The 20,180-nt window shown below is 40.1% G+C and carries 21 protein-coding genes; 12 read left to right on the plus strand and 9 right to left on the minus strand.

The features are described 5' to 3' along the window. Window positions 1-72: 72 nt before the first annotated feature. The 4 genes from I8748_RS12110 to I8748_RS12125 all read right to left on the minus strand — a co-directional run bounded on the left by I8748_RS12110 (window position 73) and on the right by I8748_RS12125 (window position 2,517). On the minus strand, window positions 73-669 hold the full coding sequence (locus tag I8748_RS12110; RefSeq protein WP_198124832.1) for a CPBP family intramembrane glutamic endopeptidase: 597 nt from the start codon (window positions 667-669) through the stop codon (window positions 73-75). 96 nt (window positions 670-765) lie between these two features. Next, entirely contained in the window at window positions 766-1,827 is a 1,062-nt protein-coding gene (locus tag I8748_RS12115) for a DUF3326 domain-containing protein (protein ID WP_198124833.1), read from the minus strand. 78 nt (window positions 1,828-1,905) lie between these two features. Beyond that, window positions 1,906-2,085 (minus strand): hypothetical protein, encoded by a 180-nt coding sequence (locus I8748_RS12120; RefSeq protein WP_198124834.1) that lies wholly within the window; start codon window positions 2,083-2,085, stop codon window positions 1,906-1,908. 111 nt (window positions 2,086-2,196) lie between these two features. Then, a complete protein-coding gene (locus I8748_RS12125) occupies window positions 2,197-2,517 on the minus strand; it encodes a 2Fe-2S iron-sulfur cluster-binding protein (RefSeq protein WP_096556822.1) in 321 nt (106 codons plus the stop codon). 286 nt (window positions 2,518-2,803) lie between these two features. Here I8748_RS12125 and acnB point away from each other — a divergent pair, with 286 nt between their 5' ends. The 4 genes from acnB to I8748_RS12145 are packed head-to-tail and all read left to right on the plus strand — an operon-like array spanning window position 2,804 to window position 6,673. After that, a complete protein-coding gene (gene acnB / locus I8748_RS12130) occupies window positions 2,804-5,434 on the plus strand; it encodes a bifunctional aconitate hydratase 2/2-methylisocitrate dehydratase (protein ID WP_198124835.1) in 2,631 nt (876 codons plus the stop codon). 51 nt (window positions 5,435-5,485) lie between these two features. Next, entirely contained in the window at window positions 5,486-5,896 is a 411-nt protein-coding gene (locus I8748_RS12135) for a XisI protein (RefSeq protein WP_198124836.1), read from the plus strand. Window positions 5,897-5,940: 44 nt separating this feature from the next. Further along, window positions 5,941-6,390, plus strand: coding sequence for a DUF29 domain-containing protein (locus I8748_RS12140; protein WP_198124837.1), 450 nt, complete (start codon window positions 5,941-5,943; stop codon window positions 6,388-6,390). A 19-nt stretch (window positions 6,391-6,409) separates the two neighbouring features. After that, complete coding sequence (locus I8748_RS12145; RefSeq protein WP_198124838.1) at window positions 6,410-6,673, plus strand: type II toxin-antitoxin system HicB family antitoxin; 264 nt, start codon at window positions 6,410-6,412, stop codon at window positions 6,671-6,673. A gap of 169 nt (window positions 6,674-6,842) precedes the next feature. Here I8748_RS12145 and I8748_RS12150 read toward each other — a convergent pair whose 3' ends face one another. Continuing rightward, window positions 6,843-7,196, minus strand: coding sequence for a hypothetical protein (locus tag I8748_RS12150; protein WP_198124839.1), 354 nt, complete (start codon window positions 7,194-7,196; stop codon window positions 6,843-6,845). A 207-nt stretch (window positions 7,197-7,403) separates the two neighbouring features. Between I8748_RS12150 and I8748_RS12155 the strand changes: the two genes are divergently transcribed. The 3 genes from I8748_RS12155 to I8748_RS12165 all read left to right on the plus strand — a co-directional run bounded on the left by I8748_RS12155 (window position 7,404) and on the right by I8748_RS12165 (window position 8,306). Then, entirely contained in the window at window positions 7,404-7,631 is a 228-nt protein-coding gene (locus I8748_RS12155; RefSeq protein ID WP_198124840.1) for a type II toxin-antitoxin system HicA family toxin, read from the plus strand. A gap of 251 nt (window positions 7,632-7,882) precedes the next feature. Then, complete coding sequence (locus I8748_RS12160) at window positions 7,883-8,104, plus strand: type II toxin-antitoxin system HicB family antitoxin (protein ID WP_198124841.1); 222 nt, start codon at window positions 7,883-7,885, stop codon at window positions 8,102-8,104. Further along, window positions 8,094-8,306 (plus strand): type II toxin-antitoxin system HicA family toxin, encoded by a 213-nt coding sequence (locus tag I8748_RS12165; protein WP_198124842.1) that lies wholly within the window; start codon window positions 8,094-8,096, stop codon window positions 8,304-8,306. The genes I8748_RS12160 and I8748_RS12165 overlap by 11 nt, the downstream gene beginning before the upstream one ends. A 42-nt stretch (window positions 8,307-8,348) precedes the next feature. Here I8748_RS12165 and I8748_RS12170 read toward each other — a convergent pair whose 3' ends face one another. Then, complete coding sequence (locus tag I8748_RS12170; RefSeq protein ID WP_198124843.1) at window positions 8,349-8,585, minus strand: helix-turn-helix domain-containing protein; 237 nt, start codon at window positions 8,583-8,585, stop codon at window positions 8,349-8,351. A gap of 121 nt (window positions 8,586-8,706) precedes the next feature. Here I8748_RS12170 and I8748_RS12175 point away from each other — a divergent pair, with 121 nt between their 5' ends. Continuing rightward, window positions 8,707-8,919 carry a hypothetical protein gene (locus I8748_RS12175; RefSeq protein WP_198124844.1) on the plus strand — a complete coding sequence of 71 codons (213 nt, stop codon included), beginning with the start codon at window positions 8,707-8,709 and terminating at the stop codon, window positions 8,917-8,919. A 178-nt stretch (window positions 8,920-9,097) separates the two neighbouring features. Next, window positions 9,098-9,511, plus strand: coding sequence for an endonuclease domain-containing protein (locus I8748_RS12180; RefSeq protein WP_198124845.1), 414 nt, complete (start codon window positions 9,098-9,100; stop codon window positions 9,509-9,511). Window positions 9,512-9,624: 113 nt separating this feature from the next. Here the strand turns inward: I8748_RS12180 and I8748_RS12185 are convergent, their stop codons facing one another. Beyond that, entirely contained in the window at window positions 9,625-11,118 is a 1,494-nt protein-coding gene (locus tag I8748_RS12185; RefSeq protein WP_198124846.1) for a pentapeptide repeat-containing protein, read from the minus strand. Window positions 11,119-11,391: 273 nt separating this feature from the next. Then, complete coding sequence (locus I8748_RS12190; RefSeq protein WP_198124847.1) at window positions 11,392-12,138, minus strand: pentapeptide repeat-containing protein; 747 nt, start codon at window positions 12,136-12,138, stop codon at window positions 11,392-11,394. 282 nt (window positions 12,139-12,420) lie between these two features. On the opposite strand from I8748_RS12190, the gene selD reads away from it, so the two are divergent. Continuing rightward, a complete protein-coding gene (gene selD / locus I8748_RS12195) occupies window positions 12,421-14,712 on the plus strand; it encodes a selenide, water dikinase SelD (RefSeq protein WP_198124848.1) in 2,292 nt (763 codons plus the stop codon). Between the two features lie 144 nt (window positions 14,713-14,856). Here the strand turns inward: selD and I8748_RS12200 are convergent, their stop codons facing one another. Further along, the gene (locus tag I8748_RS12200) at window positions 14,857-16,641 is read right to left on the minus strand and encodes a diguanylate cyclase domain-containing protein (RefSeq protein WP_198124849.1); all 1,785 of its coding nucleotides are present in this window, start codon (window positions 16,639-16,641) and stop codon (window positions 14,857-14,859) included. A gap of 1,308 nt (window positions 16,642-17,949) precedes the next feature. Here I8748_RS12200 and I8748_RS12205 point away from each other — a divergent pair. Next, window positions 17,950-19,206 (plus strand): ABC transporter substrate-binding protein, encoded by a 1,257-nt coding sequence (locus I8748_RS12205; RefSeq protein ID WP_198124850.1) that lies wholly within the window; start codon window positions 17,950-17,952, stop codon window positions 19,204-19,206. A 7-nt stretch (window positions 19,207-19,213) separates the two neighbouring features. Then, complete coding sequence (locus tag I8748_RS12210) at window positions 19,214-20,164, plus strand: branched-chain amino acid ABC transporter permease (protein ID WP_198124851.1); 951 nt, start codon at window positions 19,214-19,216, stop codon at window positions 20,162-20,164. Window positions 20,165-20,180 lie beyond the last annotated feature (16 nt).

Genomic DNA, 20,180 nt, shown 5'->3' on the forward strand with positions numbered 1-20,180 from the left:
GCGGGGGAGTAGGGGAGCAGGGGAGATGAAGGAGAATAACAACTGACAACTGACCACTGACAACTGACTCCCCTAATTTTTCATTTTCGATAACTGCGACATTTTCCACAAATAGCTAGAAATCCAATTTGTCGTGATGTGAGCGACAATTGGCACTAACAAGTTGCCGCTGATGATGGCACTGTACCCCAGTATTAGCCCAATAATAGTTGCCCAAATTACATAAGGCCATTGTTGGGAACCGCTGAGGTGCAAAACGCCAAAGCAAAGACTCGATACAATCACAGCCACATTATCTAAGCCTAAAGCAGGCAGCATTACACCACGAAATAACAATTCTTCACTTAATCCTGGTAGCAACCCCAGCCAAATTAAGTCTGGCAAAGCTAAGGGACTCAACACTAGTTGTAGGTAATAATCTGCACTTTGACGGTAGGGATAGCACAAGCGATAAGCTAAACCACTCAAAGCAGTGATAATTAACCCCAACGCTAGCCCCAAGAGTAAATCTTTTTCATACCAGTGCCACCTAAATAGGGAAACATTACCAAAGTACAACCACAGTTTGGCGACTATCCACAAAATGGTTGCTGTCGCTCCCATTGCTACTAGTACTTGGATGCGTGTTAGGTATGGAATTTCTGGTTCGTGTTTTTGTTGTTCAACCACGGTTATTTAGGGAATGGAGAGTAGGGAGTGGGGAGTAGGGAGTGGGGAGTGGGGGAGAATAAATACAACTGACAACTGACAACTGACAACTGACTCCTAACTCCTGACTATTGACGATAATTGAGGACGCAGAGCAGATGGATTAATACCCGCTTTATCTGCTGCTATTACACCCACTGCTTCTAAATATGAGTTTACCTGTATGGATTTGATCCCCAAGGGTTCAGGAGGAACTTGTATTAAAGTTTTATTTTCTTTCACTGTGATTATTTGGCATTGCCTCTGGCTTAAACTGAGTAAGGCGCTGCTGCCACAAGCGGTTGCAGGTATAATCACACTATCTACTTGATTTGCCCAAATATCATCCGGTAAAGAGCTAACTGTCTCTTTCTCTAATATAAATTGTGGGGCACGACTTAAGCCGACAAGTACGCACGGTAAAAAAGTATAGCCCAATTCTTCAGCAGCGGAGCGGGGAGATAAATTTGGTTCTGGGGGTGCGGCTGCAAGGGCAGGAGAATGGGCGCAAGGAATTTGAAAGGTTCTGACGACTAAATGACTAATTACCGCTTCCGCACCCGCTAGGGGATCTACGCCTTTACCTTGACGGTAGTTTTGTACTGCCTTTTCATCCATATCATCGGGGAAACGAGCCACAACTGCGATCGCTTCTGCCCCCGCTTTTTTAATTAATATTTCAGCAGCCCTCAGCAAACTATCAGGGTTGCCTATTGTTCCCCAACTCGCGCCTGATGGGGCTGTGCGTAATTCTACATTTAATGCTGCATCAGTAATCACATAATCTGTGATGGTCAAGCCCAGAGTTGCTCTGGCTGCGTCAGCTGCTTGCAAATGTCGCAGCTGCAATTCTGGTTCAATGCCTTGGTCTAAAAGTAAACCTATTTTGTTGTTACGAACCGGACGCAGACCCCAGCATCCTGAAGCGAATTTGTCAAGCCCGTAACCTTCAACATAAAAAGCATTAGGGATATTCCAGTATAAACTTGCGCCATTGAGGACATTGGGGTGAGTAATCAGGCGATCGCAAACCTGTGCTAAAACCTTAGCTACTGGAATTGCATCACCAGCATATCCGCCAATGGCCGCCCCAACGCCAGTAGGAACAATTAGAATAGTAGTATATGGCCGTTGATTCACAAGTCACTGCACTTTGAATATTAAGTTAGGAGTGAAGAGTTAAAATTTTTCTAACTCCTAACTCCTAACTCCTAACTCCTAACTCTCAACTTTAGTTACAACTGCTTCTACAACAGCTTTTTGCTGTTCACTGTCCACAGAGGTAATTGCCCAACGCAGGGGTTCGCCTTGTTTTTTCAACTCTGCTTCAATTGCTTTTTCTAACTCTGTGGGAGTTTCTTGTAGGTCAATTTCAGCGCTAATAAAATGGGTAGTCATTGCAGTAATTCCTTGAGATTAGTAGTTTTACAATACTTGAATCAGGATGAAGTATAAAGTATCAATTATCAACTAGACACTTGAAGTTTTGATCCTTCACCCTTGATGATTTCACTTGTCTTTGCCAAATTGCAACTGATAAACGATTTCTTCCTTTTCGGTATCAATTTTCAAATCTGAACGAGGATAGGCAACACAAAGCAATACATAACCTTGTTTTTGCAAATCTGGACTCACGCCCATACCATCACTTTGATCTACAGTTCCTTCAAGAATTTGACCGGCGCAAGTTGTACAAACACCTGCATGACAGGAAGCCGGCAAAACTATACCGTTCGCTTCGGCTACTGATAAGATGGTTTCGTTTTCAGGAACTTGCAAAGTATGGGTTTCGCCTTGGTAGTTAATTTCTACGGTGTAAGTTTGGGGCATATACGAAAGAGATGTGTTGCAACGGTCAAATGAATTATTTTATCTGAAAAATCGATGTAAAACCAAATTATCCTATGCAAATAAAAGAATTATTTTCAAATAGCTTTATCGGCAAAAGTAGCTTTACAGTGTAATTATAAGTCCTAGCCAGCCAAAAGCTTAAAGTAAGGAACTTCACTTCCGGTTAATTCTACCTATAAAGAGTTATGAGGGTGAATTATCATGAAAATTCGGAAGTGATTATAGATACTTAACAAATGTTTGGCTAAATATCCTGGAGTGTAGAATGTTGGAATCATACCGTCAACATGTTGCCGAGAGAGCAGCATTAGGAATACCACCCTTACCATTAGATGCGAAGCAAACATCGCAACTGTGTGAACTACTGAAAAATCCACCAGCGGGTGAGGAAACTACATTATTGCATTTATTGCGCGATCGCGTGCCCCCTGGTGTAGATGCAGCAGCTTATGTGAAAGCGGGTTTTCTTTCTGCCATTGCCAAAGGGGAAGTTACTAGTCCTTTAATTTCCCCCATAGACGCGGTAGAATTGCTGGGGACAATGGTGGGTGGCTACAACGTGCAAGCTTTAATTGACTTGCTGCAATTGTCCAATGTATCAACTTCAAAGTCTTCCGAAACACCTTTGACAATGGGTGGACAAGGAAAAGAACCAATAGCAGCATATGCCGCCACCGCCTTGAGTAAAATTTTGTTGGTGTATGATGCCTTTCACGATGTCTTGGAGTTATCGAAAACCAATCCCTTCGCTAAGCAAGTGATAGACTCTTGGGCAGAGGCAGAATGGTTTACTACTCGTCCCCAACTGCCAGAATATATCAACGTCACAGTTTTTAAAGTTCCTGGCGAAACCAACACCGATGACTTATCCCCTGCTACTCAGGCTACCACTCGCCCGGATATTCCTCTGCACGCCTTAGCGATGCTGGAAAGTAGACAACCGGGAAGCTTGGAAGTTATTGCTGAGTTGAAGAAAAAAGGACATCCTGTTGCTTACGTAGGGGATGTAGTTGGCACTGGTTCCTCGCGGAAATCTGCCATTAACTCAGTGTTGTGGCACATGGGAAATGATATACCCTTTGTACCCAACAAACGCGCTGGGGGGTATATTTTAGGTGGTGCGATCGCTCCCATCTTTTTCAACACTGCTGAAGATGCGGGTGCTTTGCCTATTCAATGTGATGTCACCAAGCTAGAAACTGGTATGGTGATCACCATCTATCCTTACAAAGGTACAATCACAAACGAAGCTGGCGAAGTTATTTCCACCTTCAGCCTCAAACCCGATACTATCCTCGATGAAGTCCGCGCAGGTGGACGCATCCCCTTACTTATCGGACGTACCCTCACCGACAAAACCCGCCAAGCACTCGATTTACCACCAAGCACCGTCTTTATCCGTCCCCAACAACCAAACGATACAGGCAAAGGCTACACCTTAGCACAGAAGATGGTTGGTAAAGCTTGTGGCTTAGCTGGTGTGCGTCCTGGCACATCTTGTGAACCCATCATGACCACCGTTGGTTCTCAGGATACCACAGGCCCCATGACCCGCGACGAGTTGAAAGAACTCGCTTGTCTTGGTTTCAGTGCAGACTTGGTGATGCAGAGTTTCTGTCACACCGCTGCATATCCCAAACCTGTAGACATCAAAACCCATCACGAACTACCAGACTTTTTTGCCCAACGTGGTGGTGTTGCCCTGCGTCCTGGTGATGGTATCATCCACTCATGGCTGAACAGAATGCTGTTACCAGACACCGTAGGAACAGGCGGCGACTCTCACACCCGCTTCCCCTTGGGAATTTCCTTCCCCGCCGGTTCTGGGTTAGTAGCGTTTGCGGCGGCTTTGGGTGTGATGCCTTTGGATATGCCAGAATCAGTTTTGGTACGCTTCCAAGGTGAATTGCAACCAGGTGTAACTTTACGCGATATCGTCAACGCCATTCCCTACGTAGCCATTCAAAAAGGTTTGCTGACGGTAGAAAAGCAGAACAAGAAAAATGTCTTCTCTGGACGAATTTTAGAAATTGAAGGTTTGCCAGATTTAAAAGTCGAACAAGCCTTTGAACTCGCCGATGCTACAGCGGAACGTTCTTGTGCAGGTTCTACTATTAAACTGAGTGTAGAGACAATTTCGGAATATCTGCGTTCCAATGTAGCGCTGTTGAAGAACATGATAGCACGGGGTTATAGTGATGCCCGTACTATCTTACGGCGGATCGCCAAGATGGAAGAATGGTTAGCAAACCCCGTGTTACTAGAAGCAGATGCAGATGCGGAGTATGCAGAAATCATTGAAATTGATTTGAACGAAATCAAAGAACCAATTGTGGCGGCTCCCAATGACCCCGATAATGTGAAATTATTATCGGAAGTTGCTAATGATCCGGTGCAAGAAGTATTCGTTGGTTCTTGTATGACGAATATCGGTCATTATCGGGCAACAGCCAAAGTTTTGGAAGGTGCCGGTGAGGTGAAAACTCGTCTGTGGATAGCACCACCAACCCGCATGGATGAACACCAATTAAAAGAAGAAGGTGTGTATGCTATTTTTGGCGGTGCGGGTGCTAGAACAGAAATGCCAGGATGCAGTTTATGCATGGGAAATCAGGCGCGAGTTGCTGATAACACAACAGTATTTTCTACCTCTACCCGCAACTTTAATAATCGCATGGGTAAAGGTGCAAGAGTATATCTTGGTTCAGCAGAATTAGCCGCAGTTTGTGCATTGTTGGGGCGCATTCCCACAGTACAGGAATATCTGGATATTGTGGCAAAGAAAATTGATCCTTTTGCCGATAATTTGTATCGCTATTTGAACTTTGATCAAATCGTCGGTTTTGAGGATGAAGGGCGCGTAATTTCTAAAGAGGAGCAGGCTTTGTTGGTATAGTTTGATGAGGGTGGGTTTAATGCCCACCTAATTTTTATCGTTTGGGTAAAAATGCCAGCAAAAGATATATACCATGATGCTGTTAAACAAGCTCTAATTAAAGATGGCTGGACAATTACGATGGATAAGATAATTCACTATCAAAATATCATCAAGCAAATTTTAACAGAGTATCAAGAAATTTCTGCACAAGTTCCTGATGATGATGTAGATGAAGAATTAATGTTTGATGATGAAAGACACCAATACCTCTGGTTTAATATTGGTTGGAAACAAGGAAAAAGAGTTAAAGGAATTTCTGTCTATATTCGTATTAAGAATAACAAGATTTATATTGAAGAAGATTGGACTGAGGAGGGGATAGCAACTGAGTTAATGCGGTTAGGCGTTCCTGGTAGTGATATTGTGTTGGCTTTTCAGCCGCCAGAGGTGAGGAAATATACTGAGTTTGCCACAGCTTAAAAAAATACGGTTGTAAAATTTATATAGTAACTATCTTAAAGTATATGAATGCTCCATCTGTCACTAGCCAAAATCTCTATGATCAAGACTTTTATTTATGGACACAAACAATTGCCCAGAAGTTAAAGGAACATAAATTTAATGAAATAGATTTACCTAATTTAATTGAAGAAGTTGAAAGCATGGGTAGGAGTGAAAAACGGGAATTAAAAAGCCGTTTAATTGTGTTATTAATGCACTTACTGGAATGGCAATATCAGCCAGAAAAACGAAGCGAAAGTTGGTGCAGTACCATTACTGAACAACGCATCTGTATTGAAGCACTATTAGAAGATAGCCCTAGTTTACAACCGTTAATTACAGAAGTATTTGAAGATTGTTATCAAAAAGCTCGTCTTAAAGCATCTGATGAAACAGGTATTGAATTAAATTTTTTTCCTAATGAATGTCCTTTTAGTTTAGAAGAAACTCTTAATATTCAACTGACACCATAATTTCGATAGGTGAACACTAATGGACTTTTACACAGTAGTACTCAAGCAAAGTGCTGGTTATTGGGTTGCTTTGTGTTTAGAAAATGGAATTGTAGGACAGGGTATTCTTCCAGAAGATGCTATTACTAAACTAAAGGAAGCTATTGAGTCTTTTGAAGTTGTTTATGAATCTGAAACTAATATTTATAAATCTCCAATTTCTATTGAAGAATTACATGAATTTGTGTTTTTAAATAATTTTTTACCTCACGCAAAGGCGCAAAGGCGCAAAGAAAAATCTTAAAAGAAAGGCTTTTGTAATAAGTTTATTTTTGGGTATGGCTACGGCGTCGAGGTGATAAAAATTGCCATAATATAGCCATAGGCAAAAGTCTGGGGTTATATCAAAAAGCCTGCCTGAGCAGGCTTCAAATTTTTAGGTAGCTTATAAGCTTGGAAGTCAAGATTAATAATTATACACAAGTAGTATCATTACAACCGAGAGCATCCCTGAGCTTACGCTTCAAATCACTAGAAATAGGTAAATTGTTAATTTCGTTACATAAGTTGGCTCTTGACTCGTTTTTCCTTCGCTCTGTATATATTCCTATTAAAAGACCATCGATACCATATTTACCTATAGCATCTGCTACTAATCCAGCAATACCGAGAGCCGCAATACCACCTATCATTCCAAAAGGCCCACCAAGAGCAGCCAAAGCTGTTGTGATTGCAGCACCTCCTGCAAGTCCTGTAGCCGCCATAGTTACTACAAGTAATACTCCTGGTAAGCCTAAAGCTGCAACCTTTCTTACTACTTCATCCATAAGCTGATTAATAAACTCACTATTGATAATAAAAAATAATTTTATACAAATAAGTAAACAATAACCTTTGTGAATTTACTTAAATTACAACAATTGTCACAAAAGCTGTTTATAATAGAGAATACCTGAACCTAGACAAATAAATAATCTGCTACAGAAGCAAACACTTCGTGCCGCCGAAATATACAAATATTCTGAGGTTAAGGCATGAGTGTTAAAGTTAGTGAACTAGAGAATCTTGCTCTCCAACTTGGCTTTTACAAAGCACGACACAAAGGTAGTCATGCTTTTTGGAAACATCAAGATGGGCGTTCAACTACCATACCTGTTCATGGTAATTCCGAGATTGGAGGTTGGCTGTTACATCAAATTCTAAGCCAGTTAGGCGTTACTGAGGAGGCACTAAGTACAAAAAATAAAAAGCGGAACAATTAAGAAAAAATAATTAATTTATCATTAACTTAAATTATTAATTAACTAAAGTATAAAAAATTCAGAGTATCAAAATTGCTGAAAAACAAGAAAAAGTATAAGTCAGACTTTCTCGAAAGCAGATCGCCACCTTAAATGTGTTCCAATTGTCTAGGTAAATTCATAACAAGTGGCACGGGAAAGGATTTCTGTAGCAGATAATTTATTAAAATACAATCCCATGCACTAGGTATTGGTTGTTATAATTGAGTCCTATGATTTATCTGCAAGATTACACCACTGTGATCCGTCCCGATGACAATGGTACTTTTGTCGCCTATGTTCCGGCTATTCCTGGTTGTCATGCTTGGGGACAAACGCCAGATGAAGCCCGTACTGAACTTGTCTATGTTTTTGAAATGATTCAAGAAGAGTACGAAGAACAAGGTCGTTCTCTACCTGAAGATGTTGAACTGGTAATTGCAAATGCCAGCTAAAGCCAGTGAATTAGAACGGGTGGCACGGAAACTCGGTTTTGAAAAAGTACGACAGAAAGGCAGTCATGCACGTTGGCAGCATTCAGATGGACGAGCCACTACAATTCCTATTCATGGCAATGCTGAAATTGGTAATTGGTTATTTTATGAAATTATTAAGCAGTTGGGGATTACGGAGGAAGAGTTTAACCAATTACGATAAGTGATAAGTGAAGCGATCGCACCCTCACACTCACAAAACAAATTATTCCTCATCTTCCAAATCTCCCCAGAACAGCCTGACAAACTCAAGAGCCGCAGCAGGCTCAATTTCTTGAAGCGCCTTGCGAATTTTCACCACCGTATCACCTGGCGGATCTGCAATTTCATTCACCCAGCCAAAAACACTGGAACGATTGACTCCCATAACTACAGCCAATCGATTTTGGGTGATGCCATAAATTTTTAGTACTCGTTTGAGGGCTTTTCCTGCTTGTGTCATGCCTCCGATTTTGTCAGAGGCTTATACCCAAGTAAATGTTTGTAATTACGAACAATATGATAGAGTTAATTATGTTCGTAATTACGAACATAGTTTTTAGTGAAAATCTAGGTCAACTCTAATGAACAAAAGTTCTTTACCTTCGGTGCAAACAGATCCAGATAGAGAACCCGTTAGTTTCCTCGTCATCGGTTCGCGCCAGACAGTCACCAATACAATTCAAACGCTCTATAAAATGGGTTTTGCTGAGATTAACGAGTGGAGTCCTCTTTTACCTGCTTCTGAACCAGGCAAAGTGATGAAAATTTTAACTCGAAGTGTTCCAACAGACTAAAAATTGTATTTGCAATAGTGCTGCGATCGCTCCCATCTAACACACAGACCTAACCCCCCAACCCCCAACACTCACGAGGGAAGGGTGAGAAATCTGACTCCCCTCTCCGCGTCGGAGAGGGGTTGGGGGAGAGGTCAGCCATAATGTATGAATCAACACAAGCCTTCATACTTTACACATGAATAATCCAACACCATGCCAACCCTCACCACGGGAAGAGGAAGGAAATTGTAATATCATCGTTGGGCAAAAAATAAACTCGATAAAATTGGAACGTGCTAAAGAACTTCGTCGCCAAATGACACCAGAAGAAAAAATACTTTGGCAACATCTTCGTACTAATCACTTGCATGGTTTACACTTTCGCCGTCAGCAAATTATTGATGGGTTTATTGCAGATTTCTACTGTCACGCAGCTGGATTAGTGATAGAAGTGGATGGAAAAATTCATCAACAACAAGCTGAATATGATGCAGAACGTGACAAAGTTTTGTCAGCTAGGGGATTACGGTTATTGCGGATTAAAAATGAAGAGGTGAGACAGGAACTTGATCAGGTTTTGATGCGTATTTCTAAAGCTTGTTGTCAATAGACCTAACCCCCCGGCCCCCAACACTCACGAGGGAAGGGGGAGGAATCTGGCTCCCCTCTTTGCGTCGGAGAGCGGTTGGGGGAGAGGTCAATTCTTATAGATGCTGCTGTCACTTAACTAGACTGCCGCCAATGGGTTGGTGCTTCGATATAATCAGGAAGGCGAGTAGTGCGATCGCCAAGTGCCATTTTAATCTGTTGTAATTCTAGATTTTTCGCTCCTGTCAAAACTGCACCTTCAAGTTTGACATCACGGAGATTGGCATCACTAAAGTTTGCTCCTATTAAGTTAGCCCTGGAAAGGTCAGCATCATAGAAAACTGCCCGATGCAAATTAGCTCCCATCAAATTTGCTTTATGTAAGTCGGCTTCGGTAAAGCTGGCTTCTGTCAAGTTGGCGAAAAACACTTCTGTATGATGTAGTTTAGCAGCATTCAAATTTGCTCCAGTCAAATCAGCAGCATTTAAATTTGCCCCAGTCAGGTTTGCACCAATTAAACCAGAAAAATGCAAGTTGGCTTTAGCTAGTTTTGCTCCTTGCAAGTTGGCTAAAAATAGCTTTGCTCCAGATAAGTTAGCAACTTTCAAAGTCGCTTGTTGCAAGTTGGCTTTGTAAAGGTTTGCCCCTTGCAAGTTGGCACCACGCAGACTTGCTGCAAACAAGTTAGCACCCCGCAGAGTTGCCCAACTCAAGTTGGCTCGATTCAAATTTGCCCAACAAAGTTTCGTTCCTCGCAAATTTGCTTTTACCAATTTGGCTTCATAAAGAATCGTCCCAATGAGTCTAGCACCTTCCAGGTCTGCACCACTAAGGTCACAGCTACGCAAATCTGCACCGCTGAGATCGCAACCACGCAAGTCTACCCGTTGGAGGTTGGCTCCCAACAAGTCTACTCGCATCATGTCTGTATTACGTAAATCGAGTTTCTGATTTTCCTGTTCTATTAGAGTATTCCGCCGTCCGATCGCAGTCAAAGCTGCTTGAATATCCCTGCGAATTTTTGGGGATGGTTCATGTATGTTAATTTCTGGCAGTTGCGTCAGTCGCTCTTTGCTTCTTTGTTTATTCAAATATTTTGGTAATAAATCTTCTTCCCTGTGTTGTGCTTGTTCACGAACAGGAGCATTTTCTCGCACAAAAGCTGTGAGGATTTCCATGATTGTCCAGTGTTCTTGTGGAAAATCCTGAGCGATTCTTTCTAAAACATAAATTGCGCTTGTGCGGATTTCAATTCTCTCATGTCCCAGCTGAGTAATTGCTGCCATCAAGCGTTCTGTCACCAGCCTGTCTTGATTGAGTTTGGCATTTTCCAGACTCATTTCAATTTTTTTTTCGGCAGCTAGCCGCCAATGGAGAATCTCAGCTAAAGCATTTTTCTGCATAGCTTCCGTACGCTTTGCTACATAATAAGCATTCGCCATTACTGCCAATCCTAAAAAAACTATGGCACTAGCTATGAATGCTTGATTTTTATACTGCATCTGTTGCGTAATTGATAATCCTTTGGTGTTGGATGATATGAAAACAATCAGAGTCAGTACGACAGCAAATATAACTGTTATAACTATTAACAAACGTGGGAATTTGTCTGTCTTATTAGCAGACATAGCAGTAATATTCCTCACTACACAGAATTATTACTTATAGGTTTGGAAACATAAGTATAGCACTTTGTTACAAATTTGAATATGTCTCCTCAGCATTAGTTAATCTGCCATTTTGTGAGAAAATGGTATCAAATGTTATAGTAATTAATAAGATTATGTGCTAGTTAAATCATGTAATGATGCGATCGCTCATGGTAAAGTCGCACCCTGTTTGCAAGTAGCCATGTGTCAAAAGCCAGATCAAATCTGACTTTCTTAATTACGAATTACGAATTACAAAGTAGATAATTTAGCCTCGCGCAAATTTGCGCCTTCTAGTATGGCATCATCAAGATTTGCCCCACACAGATTAGCTAAATATAAGTTTGCTCTACAGAGCTTAGCACCAGCAAGGTTAGCGCCGCTGAGATTGGCTGCACTGAGAATTGCCCCTGAAAAGTTTGCTCCTGCAAGGTTAGCGCCGCTAAGGTTGGCTGCACTGAGAATTGCCCCTGAAAAGTTTGCTCCTGTAAGGTTAGCCCCAGAAAGATTAACTTGGTAAAGGTTTGACAGTTCTAAGTTAGCCTCATGCAAATTTGCTCCCCTTAAATCAGTATGGCTCAAATCTAGTTGTTCATTTTCTAAGTCTTTGTGGGCATCTCTTCTACCAATAACAGTAAGGGCTACTTGAATATCTGTACAAATTGTGAGTGATGGCTGGCTTTTGTACTCCTCTTGACTCATGTCAGGAGTATTATTTCGCACAAAATTAGCAAGGATTTCCATGATTTTCCAGTGATGTTGTGGATAATTATGAGCAAATTGCTCTAAATCATAGATTGCCGCCAGCCGATGCTCAATTTTTGGGTTATTCAAATGTTCTATTGCTATTCTTAAACATTCTTTGAGTGCTTTATATGAAGAAGCTTGCAATTTTTCTTGCTGAAAAATTATCCCGGATATGATATTGATAAATGGCGCTTGATTTAATGTTAATTGCTTTTTCGCTGAGTAGTAAGCATTGATAATGACTGACAACATAACTAACAAGATTTGGGACGATTGACTGGTGTATGCTATTTTCTATGGTTTTACATAGTTTGCCATTAGTAATTTTAAGGATTATTTAAGTCTCACAAGCAATGAAATATTACTATAGCTTCAATAAATAATAACTATAGTAAATGCTGAATATAACCAACAATATTCAGTACAAGCTGGGAAATAATACCAAACAATGGCAAAATATTTTTTTAGATTTTTAATTTTCAATTGTTTTCTTTTACACTCTTTTCTATCTAACATGAACAGCCAGGTTGATCAATGCAGCAATTTTCCCAGCCAATAGTTAAAGATGTAGTGCTAATTGGTGGCGGTCACAGCCATGCAATTGTACTAAGAATGTTTGGGATGCAACCTTTACCTGGAGTACGGTTAACTCTGATTACTCCAAGTTCAGATACACCATACTCTGGGATGCTTCCAGGACACATTGCAGGATTTTACAGCCACGAAGAATGCCACATTGATTTACGAAAATTGGCGAATTTTGCTCAAGCACAGTTATATATTGACGAAGTAGTTGGTTTGGATTTAAAAAACCACAAAATAATTTGTGCTAATCGTCCTAACGTCCATTTTGATGTGCTGTCTGTTGATATTGGTAGTACTCCCGCCACCATATCTATACCAGGTGCAGCAGAATATGCGATCGCAGCTAAACCAGTACCGAAACTATTAAAACATTGGTATCAACTGCTGGAAAGGGTAGCTCACAATACCCAAGAACAGCTTAGCATTGGAATTGTAGGTGGCGGCGCTGGTGGTGTGGAATTGGCACTCTCGATGCAAACTCATTTACATGAGATTTTGCGCCAAAATCAACAATCAACTACAAATTTGGCAATTCATTTATTCCAACGTGATCAGAAACTGTTGCCTCGTTATCATCAGTCAGTACAGCATTTAATTAAGCAAATTTTAACGAAGCGTAGTATCAATTTACATTTGAGTGAATCAGTGTGTAAAATTGTACCAAAATATCAAGAAAGATTAGAAATTAAATGTGAATCTGGCTTGATAATAGAGTGTCAAAAAATTTTTTGGGTGACCCAAGCATCTACACCGCAGTGGTTGAAAACGGCAGGATTAGCAACAGATGAACAAGGCTTTATTTTAGTAAAGGACACCTTACAATCTCAAAGTCATCCAGAAATATTTGCAGCGGGTGACATTGCCACAATGGTAAATCATCCTCGTCCCAAAGCTGGCGTGTTTGCTGTGCGACAAGGTAAACCCTTGTTTGAGAACTTGCAACGCTTTTTATTAGGTAAATCGCTCAAATTATACAGACCACAGCAACAATATTTAAGTTTAATTGGTACAGGAGACAAAAAAGCGATCGCTACACGCGGTTCTTTCACCCTACCACCCCACCAATTATTGTGGCGTTGGAAAGATTGGATTGACCGCCGCTTCATGGAGAAATTTGATAACTTACCACAGATGAGGGACATAAGGGAGAAATTCCCGACTCCCGACTCCCGACTCCCGACTCCCGACTCCCCATTCCGTTGCGCTGGCTGTGGTTCTAAAGTGGGTGGTACGATTTTAGAAAGAGTGCTATCTCGCATTCAGCAAGAACAACCAATTGCCAAAGATAGAGAAGATATCATTATTGGTTTGGATGCGCCAGATGATGCGGCGGTGATAGAAATACCGAAAGGGCAATTGCTGGTGCAAACAATTGATTATTTTCGCACTTTAATTAATGATCCGTATATATTTGGGCAAATTAGCGCTAATCATTGCTTAAGCGATATTTTTGCCATGGGGGCAACTCCTACTAGTGTACTAGCGATCGCTACCATTCCCTACGCAGCGCCCGCCAAAGTTGAAGAAACTCTCTATCAATTATTATCTGGTGCTGTCAAAGTCCTCAACCAAGCACAAGCACCGCTAATTGGTGGACACACAACTGAAGGAACCGAACTAGCATTTGGCTTGGCTTGCAACGGTTTAGCTTATCCCGACAAGCTATTACGTAAAAGTGGAATGCAACCAGGACAAGTATTAATTTTAACCAAAGCAGTGGGAACTGGAATTTTATTTGCTGCCCAAATGCGTGGTTTAGCCAAAGGTCATTGGCTTGATCATGCTGTAGAGTCAATGTTGTTATCAAATCAAGCTGCGGCAACATGTTTGTTGCAACATGGGGCGACTGCTTGCACAGATGTTACAGGTTTTGGGTTGCTGGGACACTTAATAGAAATGGTGCAAGCTTCTCACGTTGCAGTTGAGTTACAACTTGCAGCCATCCCCATATTACCAGGGGCAACCGAAACAGGACAAAAAGGGATTTTTAGCTCACTTCAACCAGAAAATTTAGAAGCATCACTAACAATTCAAAATCGCTTGCAAGTTGAATCTCACCCCAATTATCCTTTATTATTCGACCCACAAACAGCTGGCGGTCTTTTAGCTTCCATCCCAGAAGCACAAGCTACTCCCTGTTTAGCTACACTCCAAGCTTTGGGATATCAGTATACTTGTGTAATTGGTCGCATCACGCCGCCAGCGATGACACAACCAATTACTTTGATTGATAAAGACTAAGTAAAACGGTAAGAATAAACAAAACTATATTACGAAATGTAAATGTACTTGAAACCCTCACCAGTGACGCCACGTGCTTCACTTGGGGAGCCACTGCGTTGCGGTGAGAGGGTCGCAAATGACAAATGACAAATGACAACCCTCTCAGACTTTTGCAGCACAAACCCACCGATTACGTCCTTGTTCTTTAGCTTTATACAAAGCTTTATCGGCTGCATTAACTAACTCTTGAGTAGAACTTTTAGCTGTTGGTATTTGAGTTGCCACACCTAAACTGACGGTCACAAAATCTTGAGAGCTATTCTTTCTAGTATGAGGAATATTTAATAGTTCAATAGACTTATGAATCAACTTAGTTACTTTAATAGCACCTGATTCGTTCGTATTGGGCAAAAGGACAATAAATTCTTCACCACCATAACGAGCTAGTAGATCCGTAGGACGCTTTAATACAGTTTGTGCTGCACGAGCAACTTGTATTAAGCATTCATCCCCTGCTAAGTGCCCATAACAATCGTTATAATCTTTGAAATAGTCAATATCAAATAAAACTAAAGATAAATAATTCCCAGTTCGTTTTAGTTGATTCCATTCCCGCTCTAAAAATTCATCAAAACAACGACGGTTAGCTATTTTGGTTAGTCCATCTAGCTTACTTAGTTTTTCTAACTGAGAATTTGCCACTTCTAAAGCATGATTCGCTTGAGCCAATTGATTAGCTTGAAAGTGGGATTGCTCTAATAATTCGGAATGTTCTAAAGCCACATTAAACTGAGCTGCTAATTGTCGAATAAATTTAATTTCTGAAGTTTTCCAGTCCCGTGAACAACGGCAATGATGAACACATAGTAATCCCCACAAATCTTGTCCTTTCATTATAGGTACAACAATTTGCGCCTTGATTTGAAATTGCTCTAACACTATAAGGTGACAATCTTTTAGTCCAGCTTGATAAATATTTGATAATACCTGTATACGCCCTTGGTGATAAGCAACTGCATATTTTTCCCCAAAACAATAATCCTTCACTTTTATGGTAATCACCGAATCGTAATCAGGCAATACATTCTCAGAGACAAATTCACCAGAGGTATAGTTCGATTCAGGGTCAAATCGAAAGATCCCAACGCGATCTGCACGGAGAGCTTTACGAACTTCTCGTACAGTTGTCTTAAACAAAGTGTCTAAATTAAGAGATTCACGAATTTCAGCAACTAAATTAAACAGAATCTCCTGTTGCTGATTCGCTTTATGCAGTTCCGCTGCTTTTTGTTCTGCTTGAGCTAACAATTCTGCTTGTTTAACTGCAAACCCTAACTGTGTTGCAATCTGAGACAGAAACTGTATTTCTAATTTTTTCCATTCATGTGGTTGTGAGTGCTGATAAGCAGCAAGTACTCCCCACAATTTTTTCCCCACAAAAATTGGTGCAGTTGCGTAAGCTCTAATATGGAACTGTTCTAAAATTTCTAAATGGCATTGAGACAAGCCTGTTGAATAGACATCTGAAACCACTAAAGTTTCATTATTACGATAACGTCCACCTTGATGTTCTTGTAGATAAGAGTCATTCCAAACTGTATTTTTTCCTAAGGTCTCTACATCATCCCATCCAGGTTCTGCAAACTCAAAGTCATTGACAAATTCTCCACCCCAGTTTTTATAGAAACGATAAACAGCAATCCGCTCGACGCGAAGTAATTTGCAAGTTTCCTTAGTGGCTGTACGAAAAATTGTTTCTAACTCTAGAGAAGCCCGGATTTTGCTAATAACTCTATAAAGGGCCTTTTCTTGGTCTTCGAGTTGCTGAATTTGAACGTTTTGCTCATACAATTGAGTTTTTAAATCACTAACACTAGGCTGTCCTAACAGTTTACAAAATAAATCAGCAGATATTTTGGTGATGTTATGTAAAATTTTGTCTGACATAAAAAGTATAATTTAAATTTATTTACGTATAAGACTATAAAAATAAACCAAATGTTTACGTAATTTTTCTTAGAAAATTTGAAAAATATTAAAGTTAATAAATAAAAAATGCTAGCAATTAAAATTTAAGCAGAGTATTAAAATATATCTCTTGGAGAGAAATTATAAAATCATTTTCTAAAATTGTCAAAAATCACCTCATAAAACTCCAAAAAAATGATTATCAGTCTTAAATAGTCGTCTTTTCTTTGGTTATTGGCTATATTATGCGTTGGATAACAGTTTAATAAGTATATTAAATTATATTAAAAGGTAAAAAACATAAGGTATTAAGTAGATATTTATAATTTTTCCCAAGCAAGTATTCAGTAAAATGAAAAACTAATTCAATGAATTTATTACAACAGAAAAAATACAAAACTCTAAGTGATAAATAAGCGATTTGTTCTATGGTTCAAAAATTATTACTTTGACAAGTAAATTTTTATGGATTTTGGGTGATTATCAAGTCAAACTATTTAGTTGTTTAAATTTAACTACAGTCAGTCGAGAAGATAACTTCATCAATGCTACCGCTTCATACCAAGTTGCATTCAGAGATAGTAGCTTAGGGAGCAGAGGGCAAGATACTAACTCACCAAGATGGTAAGTGGACTCACCAAGCAGAGGATGTGGCGTCTTTTGACTGCGACCCCCTCACCGCAACCTATGCATTACCCACATCTTTCTTTACCATCTTGAAACCCTGATTAAATAACCATCTTAGAGACTAAGGGCTGAAGTATACTTGACGAATTGGCGCAGTTCAAACAAAAAACTGCTGTATAGACCAATATTATAGTTGAGTTAAGCATTTCTTCTTGATCTTTGTGGAACGGACACTTTGCTCAACGGGGGGCTTCGGGGCCTCCTCTGGGGATGGGGGGAGACCCCCGCACACAAGTGCCCTCCTCTGCGCCTAGTACCCTGGGGAAAGCCTCTTTGAGGAGAGGGGTTATTTAAAAGAGCATGAGAAGGCTGACGTTCCTACGTCTCTAACACCAACGCGTCTAGGTTAAATAAATTGACTTTCACAAAGACTTTTAGCCTTAACTCAACCGTATTGAGTTATAGTTAGCAATGATAAAATAGTCAGCGACAGCAATAATTTGTATTGCTCAACACTTTGAATTTTTACTATCACATGTTCAAATAAAAATGATTTAATAAAATTCTTGCGAAAGTGTACACAGCCTCCTCTGTTTCAGAGATTGTGACTTCCGCAATTAATTTTTGTAAAATATTTCATAACTACATGATTATTGACCGATGAAAAACGCTTTTACTCGTACCACAGCATTATTATCTACTTGCGCTTTACTGTTAACAGCCTGCGGTGGTGGCTCTAATACCAACACAAATGCAAATAACAGTTCTAATAATACTACAACTAACACTGCAACTAATACCACAGCAACGACAGGGACATCGGGTGCTATTCCCATTGGTATTGCTGTTGCACAAACTAGCAACGTGGCTTTACTTGGACAAGAACAAATTGCTGGAGTTAAAATTGCCGAAAAGTATTTCAATGATAAAGGTGGCATCAACGGTACTCCAATCAAATTAGTATTTCAAGATACTGCCGGTGATGAAGCTGGAACAATTAATGCTTTTCAAACTTTAATTAATAAGGATAAAGTAGTTGGGATTGTAGGCCCAACTTTGTCACAACAAGCTTTTAGTGCTGATCCTGTGGCTGAACGTTCCAAAGTACCAGTTATTGGCCCATCAAATACAGCAAATAAAATACCTGAAATAGGTGATTATATTGCTCGTGTATCTGCACCAGTTTCTATAGTCGCGCCTAACTCAGTGAAAGCTGCATTCAAACAAAATCCTAACATTAAAAAAGTTGCTGTTTTCTATGCTCAAAATGATGCTTTTAGCAAGTCAGAAACAGAGATTTTTCAGAAAACAGTAAAGGATCAAGGTTTGGAGTTAGTCACAGTACAAAAGTTTCAAACCAGTGATACAGATTTTCAAAGCCAAGCTACTAATGCAATTAATCTTAAACCAGATTTAGTGATTATTTCTGGTTTGGCTGCTGATGGTGGAAACTTAGTGCGCCAACTGCGGGAACTAGGTTATAAGGGTTTAATTGTTGGTGGTAATGGTTTAAATACATCCAACATATTTCCTGTTTGTAAGGCATTGTGTGACGGTGTGTTAATTGCTCAAGCTTATAGTCCAGAACAACCAGGTGAACTTAACGCCGCATTTCGCAAAGCTTATACCGACCAATATAAGAAAGAACCACCTCAATTTAGCGCTCAAGCTTTTGCAGCAGTGCAAGTATATGTGGAAGCTTTGCAAGCGTTAGATAAAAAGAGCAAAGTCAGTAAATTACAATTGCCACAATTACGAACTGAATTAAACAAACAATTGCTAACTGGGAAATACAACACACCTCTAGGTGAAATTGGTTTTACACCAGTTGGTGAGGTAGTGCAAAAAGAGTTTTACGTAGCCCAAATTAAAATGGAAAAAGACGGAAGTCAGGGCAAATTCGCTTTTATCAAATAGCTGCTAAATGGATATTAGTCTTTTTTTGCAACAATTGCTAAACGGTCTATCTATCGGTAGCGTCTATGCAATATTTGCTTTGGGTTATACCTTGGTTTATTCTATTTTGGGCATCATTAATTTAGCCCATGGTGCAATTTTTACCCTAGGAGCATATTTCACTTATGCACTTATGGGTGGTACTTTTGGATTTAACGGTTTGTTGGCTAATTTAACTTTGCCTATACAATTACCGTTTGCCATAGCTTTAATTTTAGGAAGTAGTCTAGCAGGATTAGTAGGCATAGCAATAGAACGCATTGCTTTTCAACCTTTACGCCGTCAAGGATCAGACCCATTGCTAACAGTTGTTTCTAGCCTGGGTGTAGCAGTGGTAATTGTGAATTTAATCCAATATTTGGTAGGTGCAGAAAGTTATACATTTCCCGCAGGAACTTACGGTAATTTACCGCCTTCGATTAACTTTGGTAGTGAAGAAAAACAAATTCCCATTCGTACGGTACAAATAGTAATTTTTATCGTATCTTTGGTATTTGTGGCAATAATTACCTACTTTATTAATCGTACTAAATATGGTAAAGCCATGCAGGCGATCGCAGAAGACCCCACTACAGCCAGTTTATTAGGAATTAACAGCGATCGCTTTATTGTGTTGACTTTCTTTATCAGCAGTTTTTTAGCAGGAGTAGCGGGTACTTTAGTCGCCTCTAGTGTCAGCATTGCTGGCCCGTATTTCGGTATTACTTTTGGTTTGCGGGGTTTAGCAGTAATTGTCTTAGGTGGTTTAGGTAGTATTCCCGGTGCAGTGTTGGGAGGTTTCCTGATTGGATTAGTTGAAGCGTTTGTCCCTGCGGAATACTCTGGTTATAAAGATGCTGTAGCCTTTGGAATATTGTTTATCATGCTATTAGTTAGACCCCAAGGTTTGCTAGGGCGTAGATTTATTCAGAAAGTTTAAAGACGATATCTGTATA

The sequence above is a fragment of the Amazonocrinis nigriterrae CENA67 genome (assembly GCF_016056305.1).
In the GTDB taxonomy this organism is placed as follows: Bacteria; Cyanobacteriota; Cyanobacteriia; order Cyanobacteriales; family Nostocaceae; genus Amazonocrinis; species Amazonocrinis nigriterrae.